Origin of the sequence: Streptomyces sp. NPDC047049 (assembly GCF_040643995.1) — a bacterium.
GTDB classification, from domain to species: Bacteria; Actinomycetota; Actinomycetes; order Streptomycetales; family Streptomycetaceae; genus Streptomyces; species Streptomyces mooreae.
Map to the genome: position 1 here is coordinate 26,694 of NZ_JBEYVM010000027.1, position 15,861 is coordinate 42,554.

The window sequence follows — 15,861 nt, forward strand, 5'->3', positions numbered from 1 at the left end:
TCTCTCTTCTGTTCTGAAACGGTCGGCGGGGCCTTTCCCGGGCCCACTTACACCTTCCGCCATGCCCTGGCCGGTTTTCCTCGCTCGCAGGTCGGTTTCCGGCCGCTGCCCGTACCGCGTTGGGAGTACGGGCCCCTCCCCCTTCACTGCACCCGTGGGCGTACGGGCTTCACTGCGCCCGTGGGCGGACGAGTCCGGACTCGTAGGCGATGACCACCAGCTGGGCCCGGTCGCGGGCGCCCAGCTTGGCCATCGCGCGGTTCACATGCGTCTTGACGGTGAGCGGGCTGACCGCCAGCTGCTCGGCGATCTCGTCGTTGGACAGCCCGCCGGCCACCAGGGTCAGCACCTCGCGCTCGCGGCCGGTCAGCGTGGCCAGCCGCTCGGCGCCCCGGCCGCCGGGCCCGCCGTCCCCCGTACTGCCGCCCTGCGCGAGGAACTTGGCGATCAGGCCCTTGGTCGCGACGGGCGACAGCAGCGCCTCGCCGGCCGCCGCGATCCGGATCGCGCCCAGCATCTCGTCCGGCTCGGCCCCCTTGCCCAGGAAGCCGCTGGCGCCGTTCCGCAGCGACTGCACCACATAGTCGTCGACCTCGAAGGTCGTCAGGATGACCACCCGGACACCGGTGAGTTCCGGGTCCTCGCTGATCATGCGGGTGGCCGCCAGTCCGTCCACCCCGGGCATCCGGATGTCCATCAGGACGACGTCGGGGCGCTGGGCCCGGGTCAGCTCGTACGCCTGGGCGCCGTCGGAGGCCTCCGCCACCACCTCCATGTCCGGCTCGGAGTCGACCAGCACCCTGAAGGCACTGCGCAACAGCGTCTGGTCGTCGGCGAGCAGCACCTTGATCGTCATCGTGACTCCCCCGTACGGACGGTGTGCAGCGGAAGGGTGACCCGCACCTGGAAGCCGCCGGCCGCGCGCGGGCCGGTCACCACGGTGCCGCGCAGCGCGAAGACCCGCTCACGCATCCCGATCAGGCCGTGGCCGCCGCCGCTGTCCTCCACTTCGCCGGGCCCGCCCGGTTCCACAGGCGGGCGGTCGCCGCCCTTCTGCCGCGGGATGCCGGCCCGGCCCGCGCCGTCGTCCAGGACGGTCACGGTCAGCGCGGTCTCGGAGTGGACGATCCGCACCGTGGCGCGGGCCCCCTCGCCGGCGTGCTTGTGGACGTTGGTGAGCGCTTCCTGGACCACGCGGTAGGCGGTGAGGTCGACGGAGGCGGGCAGCGCGCGGGGCTCGTGCGGGATCTCCAGATCGACGGGGATCCCGGCGCGGACGAACCCGTCGACGAGCTGGTCGAGGACGCCGAGGCCGGGCGCGGGCTCGGTCGGCGCCTTGGGGTCGTCGGACTGCCGCAACAGGCCGACCGTGGCGCGGAGTTCCTCCAGCGCCGAGCGGGACGCCTCGCGGACGTGCGCCAGCGCCTCTTTGGCCTGGTCGGGGCGGTTGTCCATGACATGCGAGGCGACCCCGGCCTGGACGTTGACCAGGGCGATGTGGTGGGCGACGACATCGTGCAGCTCTCGGGCGATGCGCAGGCGCTCCTCGGCGACCCGGCGCCGGGCCTCCTCCTCGCGGGTGCGCTCGGCGCGTTCGGCGCGCTCGCGGATGGCGTCGACGACGGCCCGGCGGCTGCGGACCGCGTCGCCGGCCGCCGCGGCCATGCCCGTCCAGGCGAAGATCGCGATGTTCTCCTGCGCGTACCAGGGGCGCGGGCCGCAGAGCATCGCGGCGGCGGTCAGGACGACGACCGTCAGCGCGCCGATCCGCCAGGTGGTGGGCCGGTCGGTGCGCGAGGCCAGGCTGTAGAGGGCGATCACCGCGGCGGCGGCCACGGGGGCGCGCGGGTCGCTGGAGCGGGCGAGCAGTTCGACGATGGTGCAGGCGCCGGTGACGGCCAGGACCGTACGGGGCAGCCGGCGGCGCAGGACCAGGGCGGCGCAGGCCAGCGCGGCGAAGGCCACGGTCGTGGCGGAGAGGTGGTGAGCGCCGAACCGCGGACCGTTCGGTCCGTGCGGGTCGGCCACCGCGCCGCACAGGACGCACGCGAAGACCGCCACCGCCAGGACGGTGTCGAAGGCGAGCGGATGGGCCCGCTGCCACGGGAAGCGGCCGGCGCGGGGCGTGTCCGGGCGGGGGTCGAGGTGGCTCACAAGAGCAAACGGTAGCGCCCCGGTCCGACGGGGGACCGGGGCGCCGTGCGCTGGAGTGGAGTGCCCGGACCGGCGCCGGACCGGGCCGGGCCGGGACCGGGCCGGGGTTCAGCCCGGGATGAGGCCGTCGTCGCTGAGCATGTCCCGGACCTCTTCGAGTGAGGCGTCGGCGGACGGCAGGATGAGTTCGGACGGTTCGAGGGCGTCGTCGGGAAGCGGCGTACCGAGTCGGCGGACCGCGTCCAGCAGGGCATCGAGAGTGCGCTGGAAACCTGCTTCGTCGTTGCTCTCCATCTCGGCCAGCAGCTCATCGTCCAGTCGGTTGAGCTCGGTGAAGTGGGCATCGTCCAGCTTCACCTGGCCCTCCCCCATGATCCGTACGATCACGACGGTCTCCCTCGGTCCGGTCCGACGATCTGCGGCGAGGCTATCCGCCGCCGGCCCTCACTGCTTGTCGAAACGCGGCCGGTCCTGCTGCGGGGCGGACCGGTCCCCGCCGTTCTGGCCGCCCTCGATGGCCTGCTGGCCGGACGAGCCGCCCGCGAGCTCGGCCTTCATCCGCTGCAGCTCCAGCTCGACGTCGCTGCCGCCGGAGAGCCGGTCCAGCTCGGCGGTGATGTCGTCCTTGGCCATACCGGTCGGGTCGTCCAGGGCGCCGGAGGCCATCAGCTCGTCCAGGGCACCGGCCCTGGCCTGCAGCTGTGCGGTCTTGTCCTCCGCACGCTGGATGGCCATGCCGACATCGCCCATCTCCTCGGAGATGCCGGAGAAGGCCTCGCCGATCCGGGTCTGGGCCTGGGCGGCCGTGTAGGTGGCCTTGATCGTCTCCTTCTTCGTACGGAAGGCGTCGACCTTGGCCTGCAGCCGCTGCGCCGCGAGCGTGAGCTTCTCCTCCTCGCCCTGCAGCGTCTGGTGCTGCGTCTCCAGGTCGGTGACCTGCTGCTGCAGCGCGCTGCGCCGGCTCAGCGCCTCGCGGGCCAGGTCCTCGCGGCCGAGCGCCAGCGCCTTGCGGCCCTGGTCCTCCAGCTTGGACGACTGGCCCTGGAGCTGGTTGAGCTGCAGCTCCAGGCGCTTGCGGGAGGTCGCCACGTCGGCGACGCCGCGGCGCACCTTCTGCAGCAGCTCCAGCTGCTTCTGGTACGAGTAGTCGAGGGTTTCGCGCGGGTCTTCGGCCCGGTCCAGGGCCTTGTTGGCCTTCGCGCGGAAGATCATCCCCATCCGCTTCATGACACCATCGCTCATGGGCCTCGCGCGCCCCCTTCTGACCGAGTCACCTCGGGCTTAGGCTCCAGCACATCTACAGACCCCACAGTACGGGCCCTGGTTCCATTACCGCACTGTTCGCGCCCGGATGCGCTCCTCCTCCAGGACGATCGGTACGCGTTCTTCTCCCGCGCAAGGAGTAGGGAGAGTCCGGACAATCGGCACGATGTCCGCTCTGTCCCGGTAGTGCATGGGTTCCGGCCTGGTCAGACGCCGGCTTCCGGGAGCGCCGTTGCCGGATCGTGCCCGTCGGACCGTGGCTCTCCCGCGGCGAGCACGTACCCTTGGGTGTTGTGTTCCGAAGCCGTTCGAAGGATGAGCAGGCCGCGACCGCCAAGGTGACCGCGGACCAGCCCCAGCAGCCCCGCGATCCGCAGGCCCCCAAGGGCCGCCCGACGCCCAAACGCAGCGATGCCCAGTCGCAGCGCCGCTCCCGTGCGCATACGCCCACGAACCGCAAGGACGCGGCGAAGGCCCAGCGCGAGGCCCGCCGCGTCGACATGGCCCGCCAGCGCGAGGCGATGGCCAGCGGCGACGAGCGGTATCTGCCGGTGCGCGACAAGGGTCCCGTGCGCCGCTTCGCGCGCGACTACGTCGACTCCCGCTGGTGCGTCGCCGAGTTCTTCCTGCCGATGGCCGTGGTGATCCTGGTGCTCACCATGATCCGGGTGCCGTCGATCCAGAGCATCGCGCTGCTGCTGTGGCTCGTGATCATCGTGCTGATCGTGCTCGACTCGGTGATGATCTGGTTCCGTCTGGGCAAGCGGCTGCAGGAGCGCTTCCCGAACGAAAACCTCAAGGGCGTGAAGGCGTACGCGGTGATGCGGACGCTGCAGATGCGGCGACTGCGGCTGCCGAAGCCGCAGGTGAAGCGGGGGCAGCGGCCGTAGCCGCGTCGTACGTGGTGGCTGGGGACGTCCCCTGACTCCTCCCCCAGCTAACGCTGGGAGGTGCCCCCAGACCCTCGCCGTTGTGGTGACGCGCCGTCGCGGCGGGATGGAATTCGATGCCTGGCCGGGCCCGTGCGGGCCCGGCCAAGCGTCGTTCGAGGCCGGCCGGGCCCCGCCGCGCCCTCGGGGTTCAGCCCTCCGCGGCCGCGTGCAGGCTCATCGGGCCCGCGTAGATCTCGGTGTCGTCCTCGAAGAGCCTGACCTGGTCGACGCCGCCTTCGAGGAGGGCCTTCCACTCCTCGCCGATCCAGGACTCCGCGTCGCCCTGGGTGGTGAACTCCTCCGGTTGGACGGCCGGCGCCGTCTCCGAACCGTCGGCCTTCTCGAACCGCCACGTCCACGCCATGTGCGCCTCCTGGATCCCACCGAGTACGAATCTGTGCCACCGCGGGCGCGTCCTGACGCACCCCCGGTGCCGTGCTTCCGTGCTGATCGGCAGCCTAACGGCCGTGTCGAGTCCGCCCCCGCCGCGCCCGCCCGCCGTGGACGCGGGAAACTCGGCGGTGTGGATGTGACTCTCCTTGGCACCGGGGCCCCGCAGGGGCTGCCGCGGCCCGGCTGCCCGTGTGCCGCCTGTGCGACCGCCGTCGGCGACGAGGCGCGGGCGGCCACCGCGCTGCTCGTCGACGGCGCGCTGATGATCGACCTGACGCCGGGCCCGGCCTTCGCGGCCGCCCGTGCCGGGCAGTCCCTGGCGGGCGTACGGCAGGTGCTGCTCTCCCATCCGCACGACGGCCCGGCGCTGGAGGTGCCGGCCGGGATGCCGCAGCCGGGGCGGGTCGCGGACGGGCGGGAGCTGGCGCTGCTCGACGGGCACCGGGTGCGCGCCGTCGCGGTGGACATCCCCGGTACCGGCTACGAGATCTCCGGCGCGGACGGCGAGCGGCTGCTGTATCTGCCGCCGGGCGCGGCGCCGGCCGGACTGGGCAACGGGAACGGCCGAGCGGTGGGCGGTGGTGAGGCGGGCGCCGGCGGCGCCGGCCCTTACGACCTGGTGCTGCTCGACGTGGTGAAGCGGCCCGATGCGCTGGCCAGGCTGCGGGCGAGCGGCGCGGTCGACGCGGCGACGGACGTGGTGGCGGTGCACCTCGACCACGATGTGCCGCCGGGGCCCGAACTGCACCGCAGGCTGGCGGCGGTGGGGGCCCGCGCGGTGGCGGACGGCAGCACGCTGGTGGTCGGCGAGTTCCACGCGGTGCCGGATCTGCCGCGGCGGACCCTGGTGCTGGGCGGGGCGCGCAGCGGCAAGTCGGTGGAGGCGGAGCGGCGGCTCGCGGCCTTCCCCGACGTGGTGTACGTGGCCACCGGGGGGACCCGGGACGGCGACCAGGACTGGGCGCAGCGGGTCTCGCTGCACCGGGAGCGGCGCCCCAGCAGCTGGCGCACCGTCGAGACCTGCGATCTGCTGCCGCTGCTCGGGTCCGGGCCGGACACGGAGGCCGCCGGGACGGGAGCGGAAGCCGCGGGGCCGGGCCGGGAGGCCGGCGTGCCGGGCGCGGAGGACGGCGGGCCCGGTGCGGGCCCCGGCCCCGGTAGCGGCCGCCCGGCCGGGACCTCGCCGCTGCTGATCGACTGTCTGGCGCTGTGGCTGACGCATGTCATGGACGACGTCGGGGCGTGGGACGACGCGACCTGGGAGGCCGGCGGCCGGGAGGCGCTGCGGAAGCGGACCGATGCGCTGGTGGCGGCGCTGCGCGTGACGCGCAGGCCGGTGGTGGCGGTGAGCAACGAGGTCGGGTCCGGGGTCGTCCCGGCGACTGCGGCGGGCCGCCGGTTCCGTGACGAACTGGGGCGGCTGAACGCCGCGTTCGCCGCGGAGTGCGAGCAGGTGCTGCTGGTCGTCGCGGGGCAGGCGCTTGCGCTGCGTGGATGACACGGGCCCGGCGCGGCCCGTGTCCGCTTGCCCGGGGGCGCGGCGCCGGGTGCTCTTGACCCGTGACCGAATCCGAGCGGACCGAATCCGAAGCGCCGGCGGGGTGGGCGGCGGGGCCCGTCCGGGAGCCCCGGGGGCGCGGGCGGCTTTTCGACGCGGCCGTGCGCGCCTATCTGGAGCGGCATCCGGAGGCGACGGTGGTCGCGCTCGGCGAGGGGCTGGGCACCGGTTTCTGGCGGCTGGACAACGGGCGGCTGACCTGGCTGACGGTGGTGCCCCCGAAGACCGCGGCGGCCCGCCGGATGCTGCTCCCGGACGGTGCGCGGCGGCGGACCGTGGCCCGTGCGGTGACCGATCACGCCTGGCTGGACGCGGTGTGCGAGCCGTGGCGCGGGGTCGTCATCACCGCTCCCGGGGTGCTGATGCGGCTGCCGCCGCCCGCGGTGCGCGCGCTGCTGGCGGCGTGCGCGGAGCGGTTTCCCGGCGGTGTGCTGGTGTTTGACGCGCTGCCAGGGCGGGCGGCCGCGCTGGCGCGGCGGGCCGCGGCAGCCGGCGGCCGGTGGCCGGCCCCGCGCTGGGGGCTGGACCGTGCCCAACTGCCGCGGGTGGCCTGCCTGCACCCGGGCATCGTCGCGGTGCGCGAACTCGGTCCGGTGCCGGGCGGGGCGGCGGCGGGCGGCCTGTGGTCCCGGCTGGTGTGGCGCGGCCGCGGCGTCCCGGTGCTGCGCGCGCTGACGCCGCTGGTGTGCGAGGTCCGGTTCGCCCCGGCCACCTCGCCTCGGGCCGTTCCCCCCGGTGCGCTTCGTCAGCGGTGAGTTGACGGTAATCTGCGCCCAATGAGCGCCTTGAACCTCGACGACTTCGCCCACCTGATCGAGCGCCCCGATGGCGGGGCACGCCGTGACGCCGAGGAGCGGCGGGCCCGGCTGGCCGTCCCGCCGGGTGCGCTCGGCCGCCTGGACGAGCTGGGCGAGTGGCTGGCCGCCGCGCAGCAGCAGGTGCCGGTGCGGCCCGTCGAGCGGCCGCGGGTGCTGCTGTTCGCGGGCGATCACGGGGTGGCCGAGCTGGGGGTGTCGGCCCGGCCGGCCGGCGGCACCAGGGATCTCGTACGGGCCGTGCTGGACGGGGCGAGCCCGGCCGCGGTGCTGGCCCGGGGCGCCGGGGCGCAGCTGCGGGTGGTGGATCTGGCGGTGGACTGCGACCCGCAGGAGCTGCCGGAAGACGTCACCCGGCACCGGGTACGGCGCGGTTCGGGACGGATCGACATCGAGGACGCGCTGACGGCCGAGGAGGCCGAGGCGGCGTTCCGGGCCGGGATGGCGGTCGCGGACGAGGAGGCGGACGCGGGCACCGATCTGGTGGTGCTGGGCGATCTGAGCGTCGGCGGGACGACCGCGGCGAGCACGCTGATCGCCGCGCTGTGCGGTACGGACGCCTCGGTGGTCACCGGGCGGGGCGGGGCGCCCATCGACGACCTGGCCTGGATGCGCAAGTGCGCGGCGATCCGCGACGCGCTGCGGCGGGCCCGTCCGGTGCTCGGCGACCAGCTGGAGCTGCTGGCCACGGTCGGCGGCGCGGATCTGACCGCGATGACCGGCTTCCTGCTGCAGAGCGCGGTGCGCCGTACGCCGGTGATCCTGGACGGGGTGGTCTCGGCGGCCTGTGCGCTGGTGGCGCAGCGGGTGGCGTTCCGGGCACCGGACTGGTGGGTGGCCGGGCAGGCGAGCGGGGAGCCGGCCCAGGCGAAGGCGCTGGACCGGATCGCACTCAACCCTCTGCTCGACCACGGCGTCACTGCGGGAGAGGGAACCGGGGCGCTGCTGGCCTTGCCGTTGGTACGGGCAGCCGCGGCCCTGGCGGCAGAGCTGCCCGTACGCGACTGACCCGGCGCCGGCCCGCCCCGGCCGGCCGCCGCAGGAAGCGAGCGGACGAGCGCCCGGCCCGGGCGCTCACCACGTCATGCCCGTGCCGGACCGCCGGCGGCTCCCCATAAGATCGCGCTTTACACGTTTTATGGGAGACATCGCTTGAGTCCGGACGAAGACCGCCCTCGCGGCACGTGGTCACGGCGTGGTGCCGCATTCGGCATCTGGTATCTGCGCACGGTCACCTTCATCAATCTGCTGAGCGCGGTATGGGTGTCGTTCGGCAATGACATCCGCCGGCACAACATCGCGGAATTCTTTACTCCGTATCTGCTGACGGCGGGTTTCGCCTCCGGTGCCTTCTCACTCTTCCTGTCGGTGACCCTGCGGCGGCGCAAGCGGGCGGCCTGGATTTTGAATCTGGTGCTGTCCGGTCTGCTGGCGGTGCTCTTCGGATACGGGATGGTGGTGGCCCCGGAGTTCCGCGGGCATGCGCAGAACTGGGTGTCGCTGGGAGTGACCGTGCTCTTCGCCGCGGCGCTGGTGGTGGGGCGCCGCGAGTTCTCCGCCAAGGGCGACCGCGCGAACCCGAAGCTGGCGGCGACCGTCGCGGCCGGCGGCCTGCTGGTCGCCTCGCTGCTGGCGGCCCTGCTGGTGACCGTCACCAACACCGCGGGGGACGGCGCCTCGACGTGGATGCAGCGCTGGCGCTACGGCCTGATGCGGCTGGTGTCGCTGGCCGCCGACGACCGCGCCTTCCCGGGGATCGCCACCCCGAACTGGGTCAACGTCACGATCAATGTGCTCAGCACGCTGCTGCTGGTCGCGGTCCTGTGGGCGGCGTTCCGGTCCGTCCGCAGCACCGAGGCGATCACCGAGGACGACGAGGAGCGGCTGCGGGCGCTCCTCGCGCGGCACGGCGACCGTGACTCGCTGGGCTACTTCGCGCTGCGCCGCGACAAGAGCGTGCTGTTCTCCCCCAGCGGCAAGGCCGCGGTCACCTACCGCGTCGTGGGCGGGGTGTCGCTGGCCTCCGGCGATCCGCTGGGGGACCCCGAGGCCTGGCCCGGGGCGATCGAGGTGTGGCTGGCCGAGGCCCGGGAGCACGGCTGGGCGCCCGCGGTGATGGGCGCGAGCGAGGAGGGCGGCACGATCTACGCCCGGCACGGTCTGGACGCGCTGGAGCTGGGCGACGAAGCGATCGTGGACACCGCGGAGTTCACCCTCGGCGGCCGCGCGATGCGGACCGTACGGCAGGCCTACCACCGCGTCGAGCGGGCCGGCTACACCGTCCGTATCCGGCGTCACGAGGACATCCCGGCCGAGGAGATGTCGGAGCTGCTGCGGCTGGCCGACGACTGGCGCGACGGGGAGACCGAGCGCGGTTTCTCGATGGCGCTGGGCCGGCTCGGCGACGTGGGCGACGGGCGCTGTGTGATGCTCGAATGCCGCGACGGCGGCGCGGGGGAGGAAGCGGGCGAGCTGCGGGCGCTGCTCAGCTTCGTGCCCTGGGGCGAAAAGGGCCTTTCGCTGGATCTGATGCGGCGGGACCGGAACTCCGAGAACGGTCTGATGGAGTTCATGGTGCTGGAGTTGATCCAGCGGGCGAAAGAGGTGGAGGTCACTCAGCTCTCGCTGAACTTCGCGATGTTCCGTTCCGTCTTCGAACGTGGATCGCGGCTCGGCGCGGGCCCGGTGCTGCGCCTGTGGCGCTCACTGCTCAGCTTCTTCTCCCGGTGGTGGCAGATCGAATCGCTCTATCGCGCCAATGCGAAATACCGGCCGATCTGGGAGCCGCGGTACATGCTCTTCGAAAAGAGCACCGATCTGCTGCGGATCGGAATCGCCGCCGGCCGCGCGGAAGGCTTTCTGGAAGCCCCCGGTCTGCCCAAGTGGCTGAACCGCACGCACCTGGAGCATGCGAGGTGAGCGCGGCCGGTGCGGGGCAGCAGGGCGGGCCGGTGCCGGGGCGCCCGGAGCTGTCCGCCCTGGCCCGCGCCGCGCGCCGCGAGTGGGGCCCGCTCCTGCGGACGGTACGGTCCTCGCTGGTCACGGCGAAGCTGCGGGCCATTTGGCTGACGCTCACCGCGGTGTGCCTGACCCTGGTCCTCCAGTTCGTGCAGAACCAGGCCTGGGGCTATCAAATGGTCCAGGACATCGGCTCCGTACAGGCCTGGGAGCACCTGTGGGTGGCGTTGCTGCGCACCCCCCTGTCGCTGTTCGTCCCGGCGCTGGACCTTCCGGTGTGGGGGGCGCTGGCGCAGATCCTGGTGGTCTTCGGGATCGCGGAGATCTGTGTGGGCCGGCGGCAGACGCTGCTGATCGCCTATGTCGCCACGCTCGCCGGGACGATGTACGCGCGGATCGGCATCTGGATCGGCCCGGTGAGCCCGCTCGGGCTGCCCGACTCCGACAAGTTCGTCATCGACACCGGGCCGTCGGCGGCCGTGGTGGGGCTGGCGGTGTTCGTGTGCTGGCGCTACCGCGCATGGTTCACCTGTGCCGCGGTCGCCGTGGCGATGGTCGTCGAGGTGGTGTCCATCAAGAACAACCTGGCGGGCAAGGAGCATGTCGCGGCGGTGCTGGCGGTGCTCGTGGTGTGCGCGCTGTGGGAACTGGGGCGGCCGCGCGGGACGGAGCAGACCCCGCGGGTCAGCGGCTGGGGGCGCCCCCGATGATGTGCTCGGCCTTGCGGCGCAGGGCCGACCAGCGGCGGTCGTGCCGGTAGGCGCGGACCCGGGCACGGGCCCGCGCCTTCGGGCGGTGGCGGTAGAAGCGCCTGGCCCAGGGCGAGTTGGGGCGGGCCAGCCGGACCGCGCCGAAGAGCGCGACGAACGGCACGAAGACCCCGATGACCGCGATCCGGCCCTTGCCCTTGGTGAGCGCGACGAGCGCGAAGAGGAAGTTGACGGCCACGGTCCGCACGACCGTGAAGCGGTCGGTGCTCTCCTCCGGCCCGATCTCGTTGACGCCGAACGGCAGGAAGCCGGCGAGGATCAGGGCCACCAGGGCGACGGTGAGGATGACGATCTCGACGCTCTTGGTCCCCTCCTCACTCCAGTACACGTCGTCGAGGTGGAGGATCAGCGCGAACTCGTCGAGGACGAGGCCCACGCCGATGCCGAAGAGCACCGCGGCGACCCCCGAACCGAAGCCGCGCCGGCCGCCCGCGAGGGCGATGAACCCGCCGAGGACCATCAGGATCACGCCGGGCACCACGTGATGGACGTGCACACCGCCGGGGGTGAGGTTGCCAAACGGCCCCTTGCCCGCGCGGATGAGGCGGGTGATGGCCCGGGTCACCAGGAAGGTCAGCACGAAGGAGGCGAGGGCGAGCAGCAGCGGCAGCTTCCCCGGCTCGACGATATTGCGGTACCACCAGTGGCCCATCCCACACGCTCCCCATTTGCCGGATGGGGACACTTCACCACCCTGCGGCCCGGTTTGCCGGGTGACGGTCCGGACCGGCGGCCGGACACGGCGGGCGCCCGGATAGCCTGCCGCGGTGACCGACACCCCCGCTCCCCCGGCCCCCCTCGACGCCCTGCGCTTCGCCTTCGGCACGCTGACCGTGCTGCCGGTACGCGTCACCCGCTGGGACCGGGAGGCGGCGCGCGGCGGCATGCTCTGCGCGCCGCTGGCCGGACTGGTGGCCGGGCTGTGCGCGGCGGCGCTCGGCGCGGCGCTGCTGCTGCTCGGCGGCGGCCCGCTGCTCGCCGCGGTCGCCACCACCGTGGTGCCCGCCGTCCTCACCCGCGGGCTGCACCTGGACGGACTCGCCGACACCGCCGACGGGCTGGGCAGCGGCAAGCCCGGCGACGAGGCGCTGCGCATCATGAAGCAGTCCGACATCGGCCCGTTCGGGGTCATCACGCTGCTGTTCGCCCTGCTGGCCCAGGTGGCCGCGCTGGCGGAGCTGTACGCGGACGGCTGGGCACGCGGCGCCGTCGCGGCGGCCGTCGGTGCGGTCACCGCGCGCTGCGCGCTGACCCTCGCCTCCCGTGCGGGGGTGCCGGCCGCCCGGCCGGAAGGGCTCGGCGCGGCGGTCGCGGGCACGGTCCCGGTGCGGGCGGCGCTGCTGTGCACGGGGGCGGTGGTGGCCGGATGCGCGGCGGCCGGCGCCGCGTTCGGTGCGTACGGCGCGCTGCACGCCGGGCTCGCGGCGCTGCTCGGGCTCGGGCTGGGCGAGCTGCTGCTGCGGCACTGCCGGCGGCGGCTGGGCGGGGTGACCGGCGATGTGTTCGGGGCGCTCGCGGAGAGCGCGGGGCTCACGGCAGTGGTGGCGCTGGCCCTCGGGTAGCTCGCGGCCCGGCCCGGGCGCGTCTCCCTTATCCGTCAACTCACTGACAAAGAAGGGCAGTTCACCCCGCATACCGGTAACTCCCCCGGCCCCGTTATGTGCCGGTGTGGTATCGGACGGGCCTTGTGGCGCCGCCGAGCGTAGGCTCGGCCGCAGCAGCGCGCTGCGCGCAGACGGATTCCCCGGACGGAACAGGACCTTCATCACCGTGACTGCACTGACCCTCAGTACTTCTTCCGCCGCAACGGTGCGTGCGGATGCCGTCGTCGTCGGCGTGGCCAAGGGCGCCAAGGGCGTCGTGGTGGCCCCCGGCGCGGAGGCCGTGGACAAGGCCTTCGGCGGCAAGCTCGCCGCTGTGCTGGAGACCCTCGGCGCAAGTGGTGCCGAGGGCGAGGTGACCAAGCTGCCCGCCGCCGACGGCCTCAAGGCGCCGGTCGTGCTGGCGGCCGGCCTCGGCGAGGCGCCGGGCAAGGACGACGGCTACGGGACCGAGGCACTGCGGCGCGCCGCGGGCAGCGCCGCCCGCGCCCTGACCGGCACCAAGAAGGCCGCCTTCGCGCTGCCCCTCGAGGACGCCGAGGCGGCCGCCGCGGTGAGCGAGGGCGCGCTGCTCGGCGCGTACACCTTCACCGCGTACCGCAGCAACGGCAACGGGCCGAACGCCAAGGGCGGCAAGAAGAACGACGCCAAGTCGGCGCCGCTCGCGGAGGTCGCGCTCCTGGGCGGCAAGCCGCGTGACAAGGAGTTCAAGGCCGCCGCCGAGCGCGCCCAGGCGCTGGCCGCGGAGATCAACCGCGCCCGCGACCTGATCAACATGCCCCCCAACGACCTCGACCCGAAATCCTTCGCGGCCGAGGCGCAGGCCGCGGCCAAGGAGTTCGGCCTCAAGGTCGAGGTGCTGGACGAGAAGGCGCTCAAGAAGGGCGGCTACGGCGGCCTGCTGGGCGTCGGCCAGGGCGCGGAGACCCCGCCGCGGCTGGTGCGGATCGCGCACACCCACCCCAAGGCGGACAAGACCCTGGCCCTGGTCGGCAAGGGCATCACCTACGACTCGGGCGGTATCTCGCTCAAGCCGGCCGGCCACAACGAGACCATGAAGTGCGACATGAGCGGCGCCGCCGCGGTGTTCGCCGCCGTCGTGGCCGCCGCCAGGCTGGGCCTGCAGGTGAACGTCACCGGCTGGCTGGCGCTCGCCGAGAACATGCCGTCCGGCTCCGCCACCCGTCCCGGTGACGTGCTGACCATGTACAGCGGCAAGACCGTCGAGGTGCTGAACACCGACGCCGAGGGCCGTCTGGTGCTGGCCGACGCGCTGACCCGCGCCTCGGAGGAGGACCCGGACGCGATCGTGGACGTCGCCACCCTGACCGGCGCGATGGTGCTGGCGCTGGGCAACCGCACCTTCGGGATCATGGCCAACGACGACGCGTTCCGTACCTCGATCCACGAGATCGCGGAGGAGGTCGGCGAGCAGTCCTGGCCCATGCCGATGCCGTCCGAGCTGCGCAAGGGCATGGACTCCCCGGTTGCCGACATCGCCAACATGGGTGAGCGGATGGGCAGCGGCCTGGTCGCCGGGCTCTTCCTCAAGGAGTTCATCGGCGAGGGCATCACCTGGGCCCACCTGGACATCGCGGGCCCGGCGTTCCACGAAGGCGCGCCGTGGGGCTACACCCCCAAGGGCGGCACGGGATCCGCGGTGCGCACCCTGGTGCGCCTGGCGGAGCGCACCGCCGCGGGCGACCTGGGCTGACGGCCGGCCTGGGCACTTACCCGTCATTTCCGTACGGCCCCGGGCATACCACCCGGGGCCGTAGGCGCACCCGCGTCCCGTGTTCGCCCACAACGAAATCCGTACGCCAGTACGCGCCGGTAACCCTTACGGGGCGGCTGATCGTCCGCCCTGAGACCGGCCCGCCGTCCCGGCTCCGTGGAACAAGTGCGAAGATGGGTTCTCGGCAGGACAGGGCCCCCCTTACCCAGGGCCGAAGTAAAAGCGGCCGAACCACAGCCGCCGCCCGGTCATCGGAGACCGGCTCCGGCGTACCCATGCATGGAGGACGTGACGTGGCGAACGACGCCAGCACCGTTTTCGACCTAGTGATCCTCGGAGGCGGTAGCGGTGGTTACGCCGCTGCCCTGCGCGGGGCGCAGCTGGGCCTGGACGTCGCCCTGATCGAGAAGGGCAAGGTCGGCGGTACCTGCCTGCACAACGGCTGCATCCCCACCAAGGCTCTGCTGCACGCCGGTGAGATCGCCGACCAGGCTCGCGAGAGTGAGCAGTTCGGTGTCAAGGCCACCTTCGAGGGCATCGACATCAAGGCGGTCCACAAGTACAAGGACGAGGTCATCTCGGGCCTGTACAAGGGCCTGCAGGGCCTGATCGCCTCCCGCAAGGTGACCTACATCGAGGGCGAGGGCCGGCTGTCCTCCCCGACCTCCGTCGATGTGAACGGCCAGCGTGTCCAGGGCCGCCACGTCCTGCTGGCGACCGGCTCCGTGCCGAAGTCGCTGCCGGGCCTGGAGATCGACGGCAACCGCATCATCTCCTCGGACCACGCGCTCACGCTGGACCGCGTGCCGAAGTCCGCGATCGTGCTGGGCGGCGGCGTCATCGGCGTCGAGTTCGCCTCCGCGTGGAAGTCCTTCGGCACCGACGTGACCATCATCGAGGGCCTCAAGCACCTCGTCCCGGTCGAGGACGAGAACAGCTCCAAGCTGCTGGAGCGGGCCTTCCGCAAGCGCGGCATCAAGTTCAACCTCGGCACCTTCTTCGACAAGGCCGAGTACACCGCCGACGGCGTGAAGGTCACCCTCGCCGACGGCAAGACCTTCGAGGCCGAGGTGCTGCTGGTCGCGATCGGCCGCGGGCCGGTCTCGGCGGGCCTGGGCTACGAGGAGCAGGGCGTCGCGATGGACCGCGGCTACGTCCTCGTCGACGAGTACATGCAGACCAACGTGCCGACCATCTCGGCCGTCGGTGACCTCGTTCCCACCCTCCAGCTCGCCCACGTCGGCTTCGCCGAGGGCATGCTGGTGGCGGAGCGGCTGGCCGGTCAGAAGACCGTGCCGATCGACTACGACGGCGTGCCGCGCGTCACGTACTGCCACCCCGAGGTCGCTTCGGTGGGCATCACCGAGGCCAAGGCCAAGGAGCTGTACGGCGCCGACAAGGTCGTCGCTCTCAAGTACAACCTCGCGGGCAACGGCAAGAGCAAGATCCTGAAGACCACGGGCGAGATCAAGCTCGTCCAGGTCAAGGACGGTGCCGTGGTCGGCGTCCACATGGTCGGTGACCGTATGGGCGAGCAGGTCGGTGAGGCCCAGCTGGTCTACAACTGGGAGGCCCTGCCGGCCGAGGTTGCGCAGCTCGTGCACGCGCACCCGACGCAGAACGAGGCCCTCGGCGAGGCCCACCTGGCCCTGGCCGGCAAGCCTCTCCACTCCCACGACTGA

At 72.9% G+C, this 15,861-nt stretch carries 15 protein-coding genes; 9 read left to right on the forward strand and 6 right to left on the reverse strand.

Annotation, left to right across the window (positions count from 1 at the left end):
• Positions 1–169: 169 nt before the first annotated feature.
• The 4 genes from ABZ851_RS34660 to ABZ851_RS34675 all read right to left on the reverse strand — a co-directional run bounded on the left by ABZ851_RS34660 (position 170) and on the right by ABZ851_RS34675 (position 3,396).
• Positions 170–856: a response regulator transcription factor gene (locus ABZ851_RS34660; RefSeq protein ID WP_336052953.1), complete on the reverse strand. Its 687-nt coding sequence runs from the start codon at positions 854–856 to the stop codon at positions 170–172.
• Positions 853–2,154: a sensor histidine kinase gene (locus ABZ851_RS34665; RefSeq protein ID WP_361136322.1), complete on the reverse strand. Its 1,302-nt coding sequence runs from the start codon at positions 2,152–2,154 to the stop codon at positions 853–855. Before ABZ851_RS34665 ends, ABZ851_RS34660 begins: the two co-directional genes overlap by 4 nt.
• A 108-nt stretch (positions 2,155–2,262) precedes the next feature.
• On the reverse strand, positions 2,263–2,541 hold the full coding sequence (locus ABZ851_RS34670) for a hypothetical protein (RefSeq protein ID WP_088797311.1): 279 nt from the start codon (positions 2,539–2,541) through the stop codon (positions 2,263–2,265).
• Positions 2,542–2,598: 57 nt separating this feature from the next.
• A complete protein-coding gene (locus tag ABZ851_RS34675) occupies positions 2,599–3,396 on the reverse strand; it encodes a PspA/IM30 family protein (RefSeq protein WP_088797312.1) in 798 nt (265 codons plus the stop codon).
• A gap of 314 nt (positions 3,397–3,710) precedes the next feature.
• Here ABZ851_RS34675 and ABZ851_RS34680 point away from each other — a divergent pair, with 314 nt between their 5' ends.
• Positions 3,711–4,307, forward strand: a complete 597-nt coding sequence (locus ABZ851_RS34680; RefSeq protein ID WP_311626302.1) for a DUF3043 domain-containing protein — start codon at positions 3,711–3,713, stop codon at positions 4,305–4,307.
• A gap of 190 nt (positions 4,308–4,497) precedes the next feature.
• Here the strand turns inward: ABZ851_RS34680 and ABZ851_RS34685 are convergent, their stop codons facing one another.
• Entirely contained in the window at positions 4,498–4,713 is a 216-nt protein-coding gene (locus ABZ851_RS34685) for a hypothetical protein (RefSeq protein ID WP_088797313.1), read from the reverse strand.
• Between the two features lie 159 nt (positions 4,714–4,872).
• Here ABZ851_RS34685 and ABZ851_RS34690 point away from each other — a divergent pair, with 159 nt between their 5' ends.
• The 5 genes from ABZ851_RS34690 (at position 4,873) to ABZ851_RS34710 (ending at position 10,783) form a co-directional block, all read left to right on the forward strand.
• A complete protein-coding gene (locus tag ABZ851_RS34690) occupies positions 4,873–6,240 on the forward strand; it encodes a bifunctional adenosylcobinamide kinase/adenosylcobinamide-phosphate guanylyltransferase (protein ID WP_361136326.1) in 1,368 nt (455 codons plus the stop codon).
• A gap of 62 nt (positions 6,241–6,302) precedes the next feature.
• Positions 6,303–7,055 carry a class I SAM-dependent methyltransferase gene (locus ABZ851_RS34695; RefSeq protein ID WP_361136328.1) on the forward strand — a complete coding sequence of 251 codons (753 nt, stop codon included), beginning with the start codon at positions 6,303–6,305 and terminating at the stop codon, positions 7,053–7,055.
• A 21-nt stretch (positions 7,056–7,076) separates the two neighbouring features.
• Positions 7,077–8,123 (forward strand): nicotinate-nucleotide--dimethylbenzimidazole phosphoribosyltransferase, encoded by a 1,047-nt coding sequence (gene cobT, locus ABZ851_RS34700; protein WP_361136330.1) that lies wholly within the window; start codon positions 7,077–7,079, stop codon positions 8,121–8,123.
• A gap of 144 nt (positions 8,124–8,267) precedes the next feature.
• Complete coding sequence (locus ABZ851_RS34705; RefSeq protein WP_361136332.1) at positions 8,268–10,034, forward strand: phosphatidylglycerol lysyltransferase domain-containing protein; 1,767 nt, start codon at positions 8,268–8,270, stop codon at positions 10,032–10,034.
• Entirely contained in the window at positions 10,031–10,783 is a 753-nt protein-coding gene (locus tag ABZ851_RS34710; protein WP_361136334.1) for a hypothetical protein, read from the forward strand. Before ABZ851_RS34705 ends, ABZ851_RS34710 begins: the two co-directional genes overlap by 4 nt.
• Here the strand turns inward: ABZ851_RS34710 and ABZ851_RS34715 are convergent.
• On the reverse strand, positions 10,758–11,495 hold the full coding sequence (locus ABZ851_RS34715) for a hypothetical protein (RefSeq protein WP_361136336.1): 738 nt from the start codon (positions 11,493–11,495) through the stop codon (positions 10,758–10,760). The two genes, ABZ851_RS34710 and ABZ851_RS34715, sit on opposite strands and share 26 nt — an antisense overlap.
• 115 nt (positions 11,496–11,610) lie before the next feature.
• Between ABZ851_RS34715 and ABZ851_RS34720 the strand changes: the two genes are divergently transcribed.
• The 3 genes from ABZ851_RS34720 (at position 11,611) to lpdA (ending at position 15,861) form a co-directional block, all read left to right on the forward strand.
• A complete protein-coding gene (locus ABZ851_RS34720; RefSeq protein ID WP_361136338.1) occupies positions 11,611–12,405 on the forward strand; it encodes an adenosylcobinamide-GDP ribazoletransferase in 795 nt (264 codons plus the stop codon).
• Positions 12,406–12,613: 208 nt separating this feature from the next.
• Positions 12,614–14,158 carry a leucyl aminopeptidase gene (locus ABZ851_RS34725; protein WP_361136340.1) on the forward strand — a complete coding sequence of 515 codons (1,545 nt, stop codon included), beginning with the start codon at positions 12,614–12,616 and terminating at the stop codon, positions 14,156–14,158.
• 314 nt (positions 14,159–14,472) lie between these two features.
• On the forward strand, positions 14,473–15,861 hold the full coding sequence (lpdA, locus tag ABZ851_RS34730; protein ID WP_018090121.1) for a dihydrolipoyl dehydrogenase: 1,389 nt from the start codon (positions 14,473–14,475) through the stop codon (positions 15,859–15,861).

Excerpts from the sequence above, each read along its gene's own strand:
- ABZ851_RS34660 (WP_336052953.1), bottom strand. The coding sequence starts at position 856 with ATGACGATCAAGGTGCTGCTCGCCGACGACCAGACGCTGTTGCGCAGT.
- ABZ851_RS34685 (WP_088797313.1), bottom strand. The coding sequence starts at position 4,713 with ATGGCGTGGACGTGGCGGTTCGAGAAGGCCGACGGTTCGGAGACGGCG.
- ABZ851_RS34715 (WP_361136336.1), bottom strand. The coding sequence starts at position 11,495 with ATGGGCCACTGGTGGTACCGCAATATCGTCGAGCCGGGGAAGCTGCCG.
- ABZ851_RS34675 (WP_088797312.1), bottom strand. The coding sequence starts at position 3,396 with ATGAGCGATGGTGTCATGAAGCGGATGGGGATGATCTTCCGCGCGAAG.
- cobT (WP_361136330.1), top strand. The coding sequence starts at position 7,077 with ATGAGCGCCTTGAACCTCGACGACTTCGCCCACCTGATCGAGCGCCCC.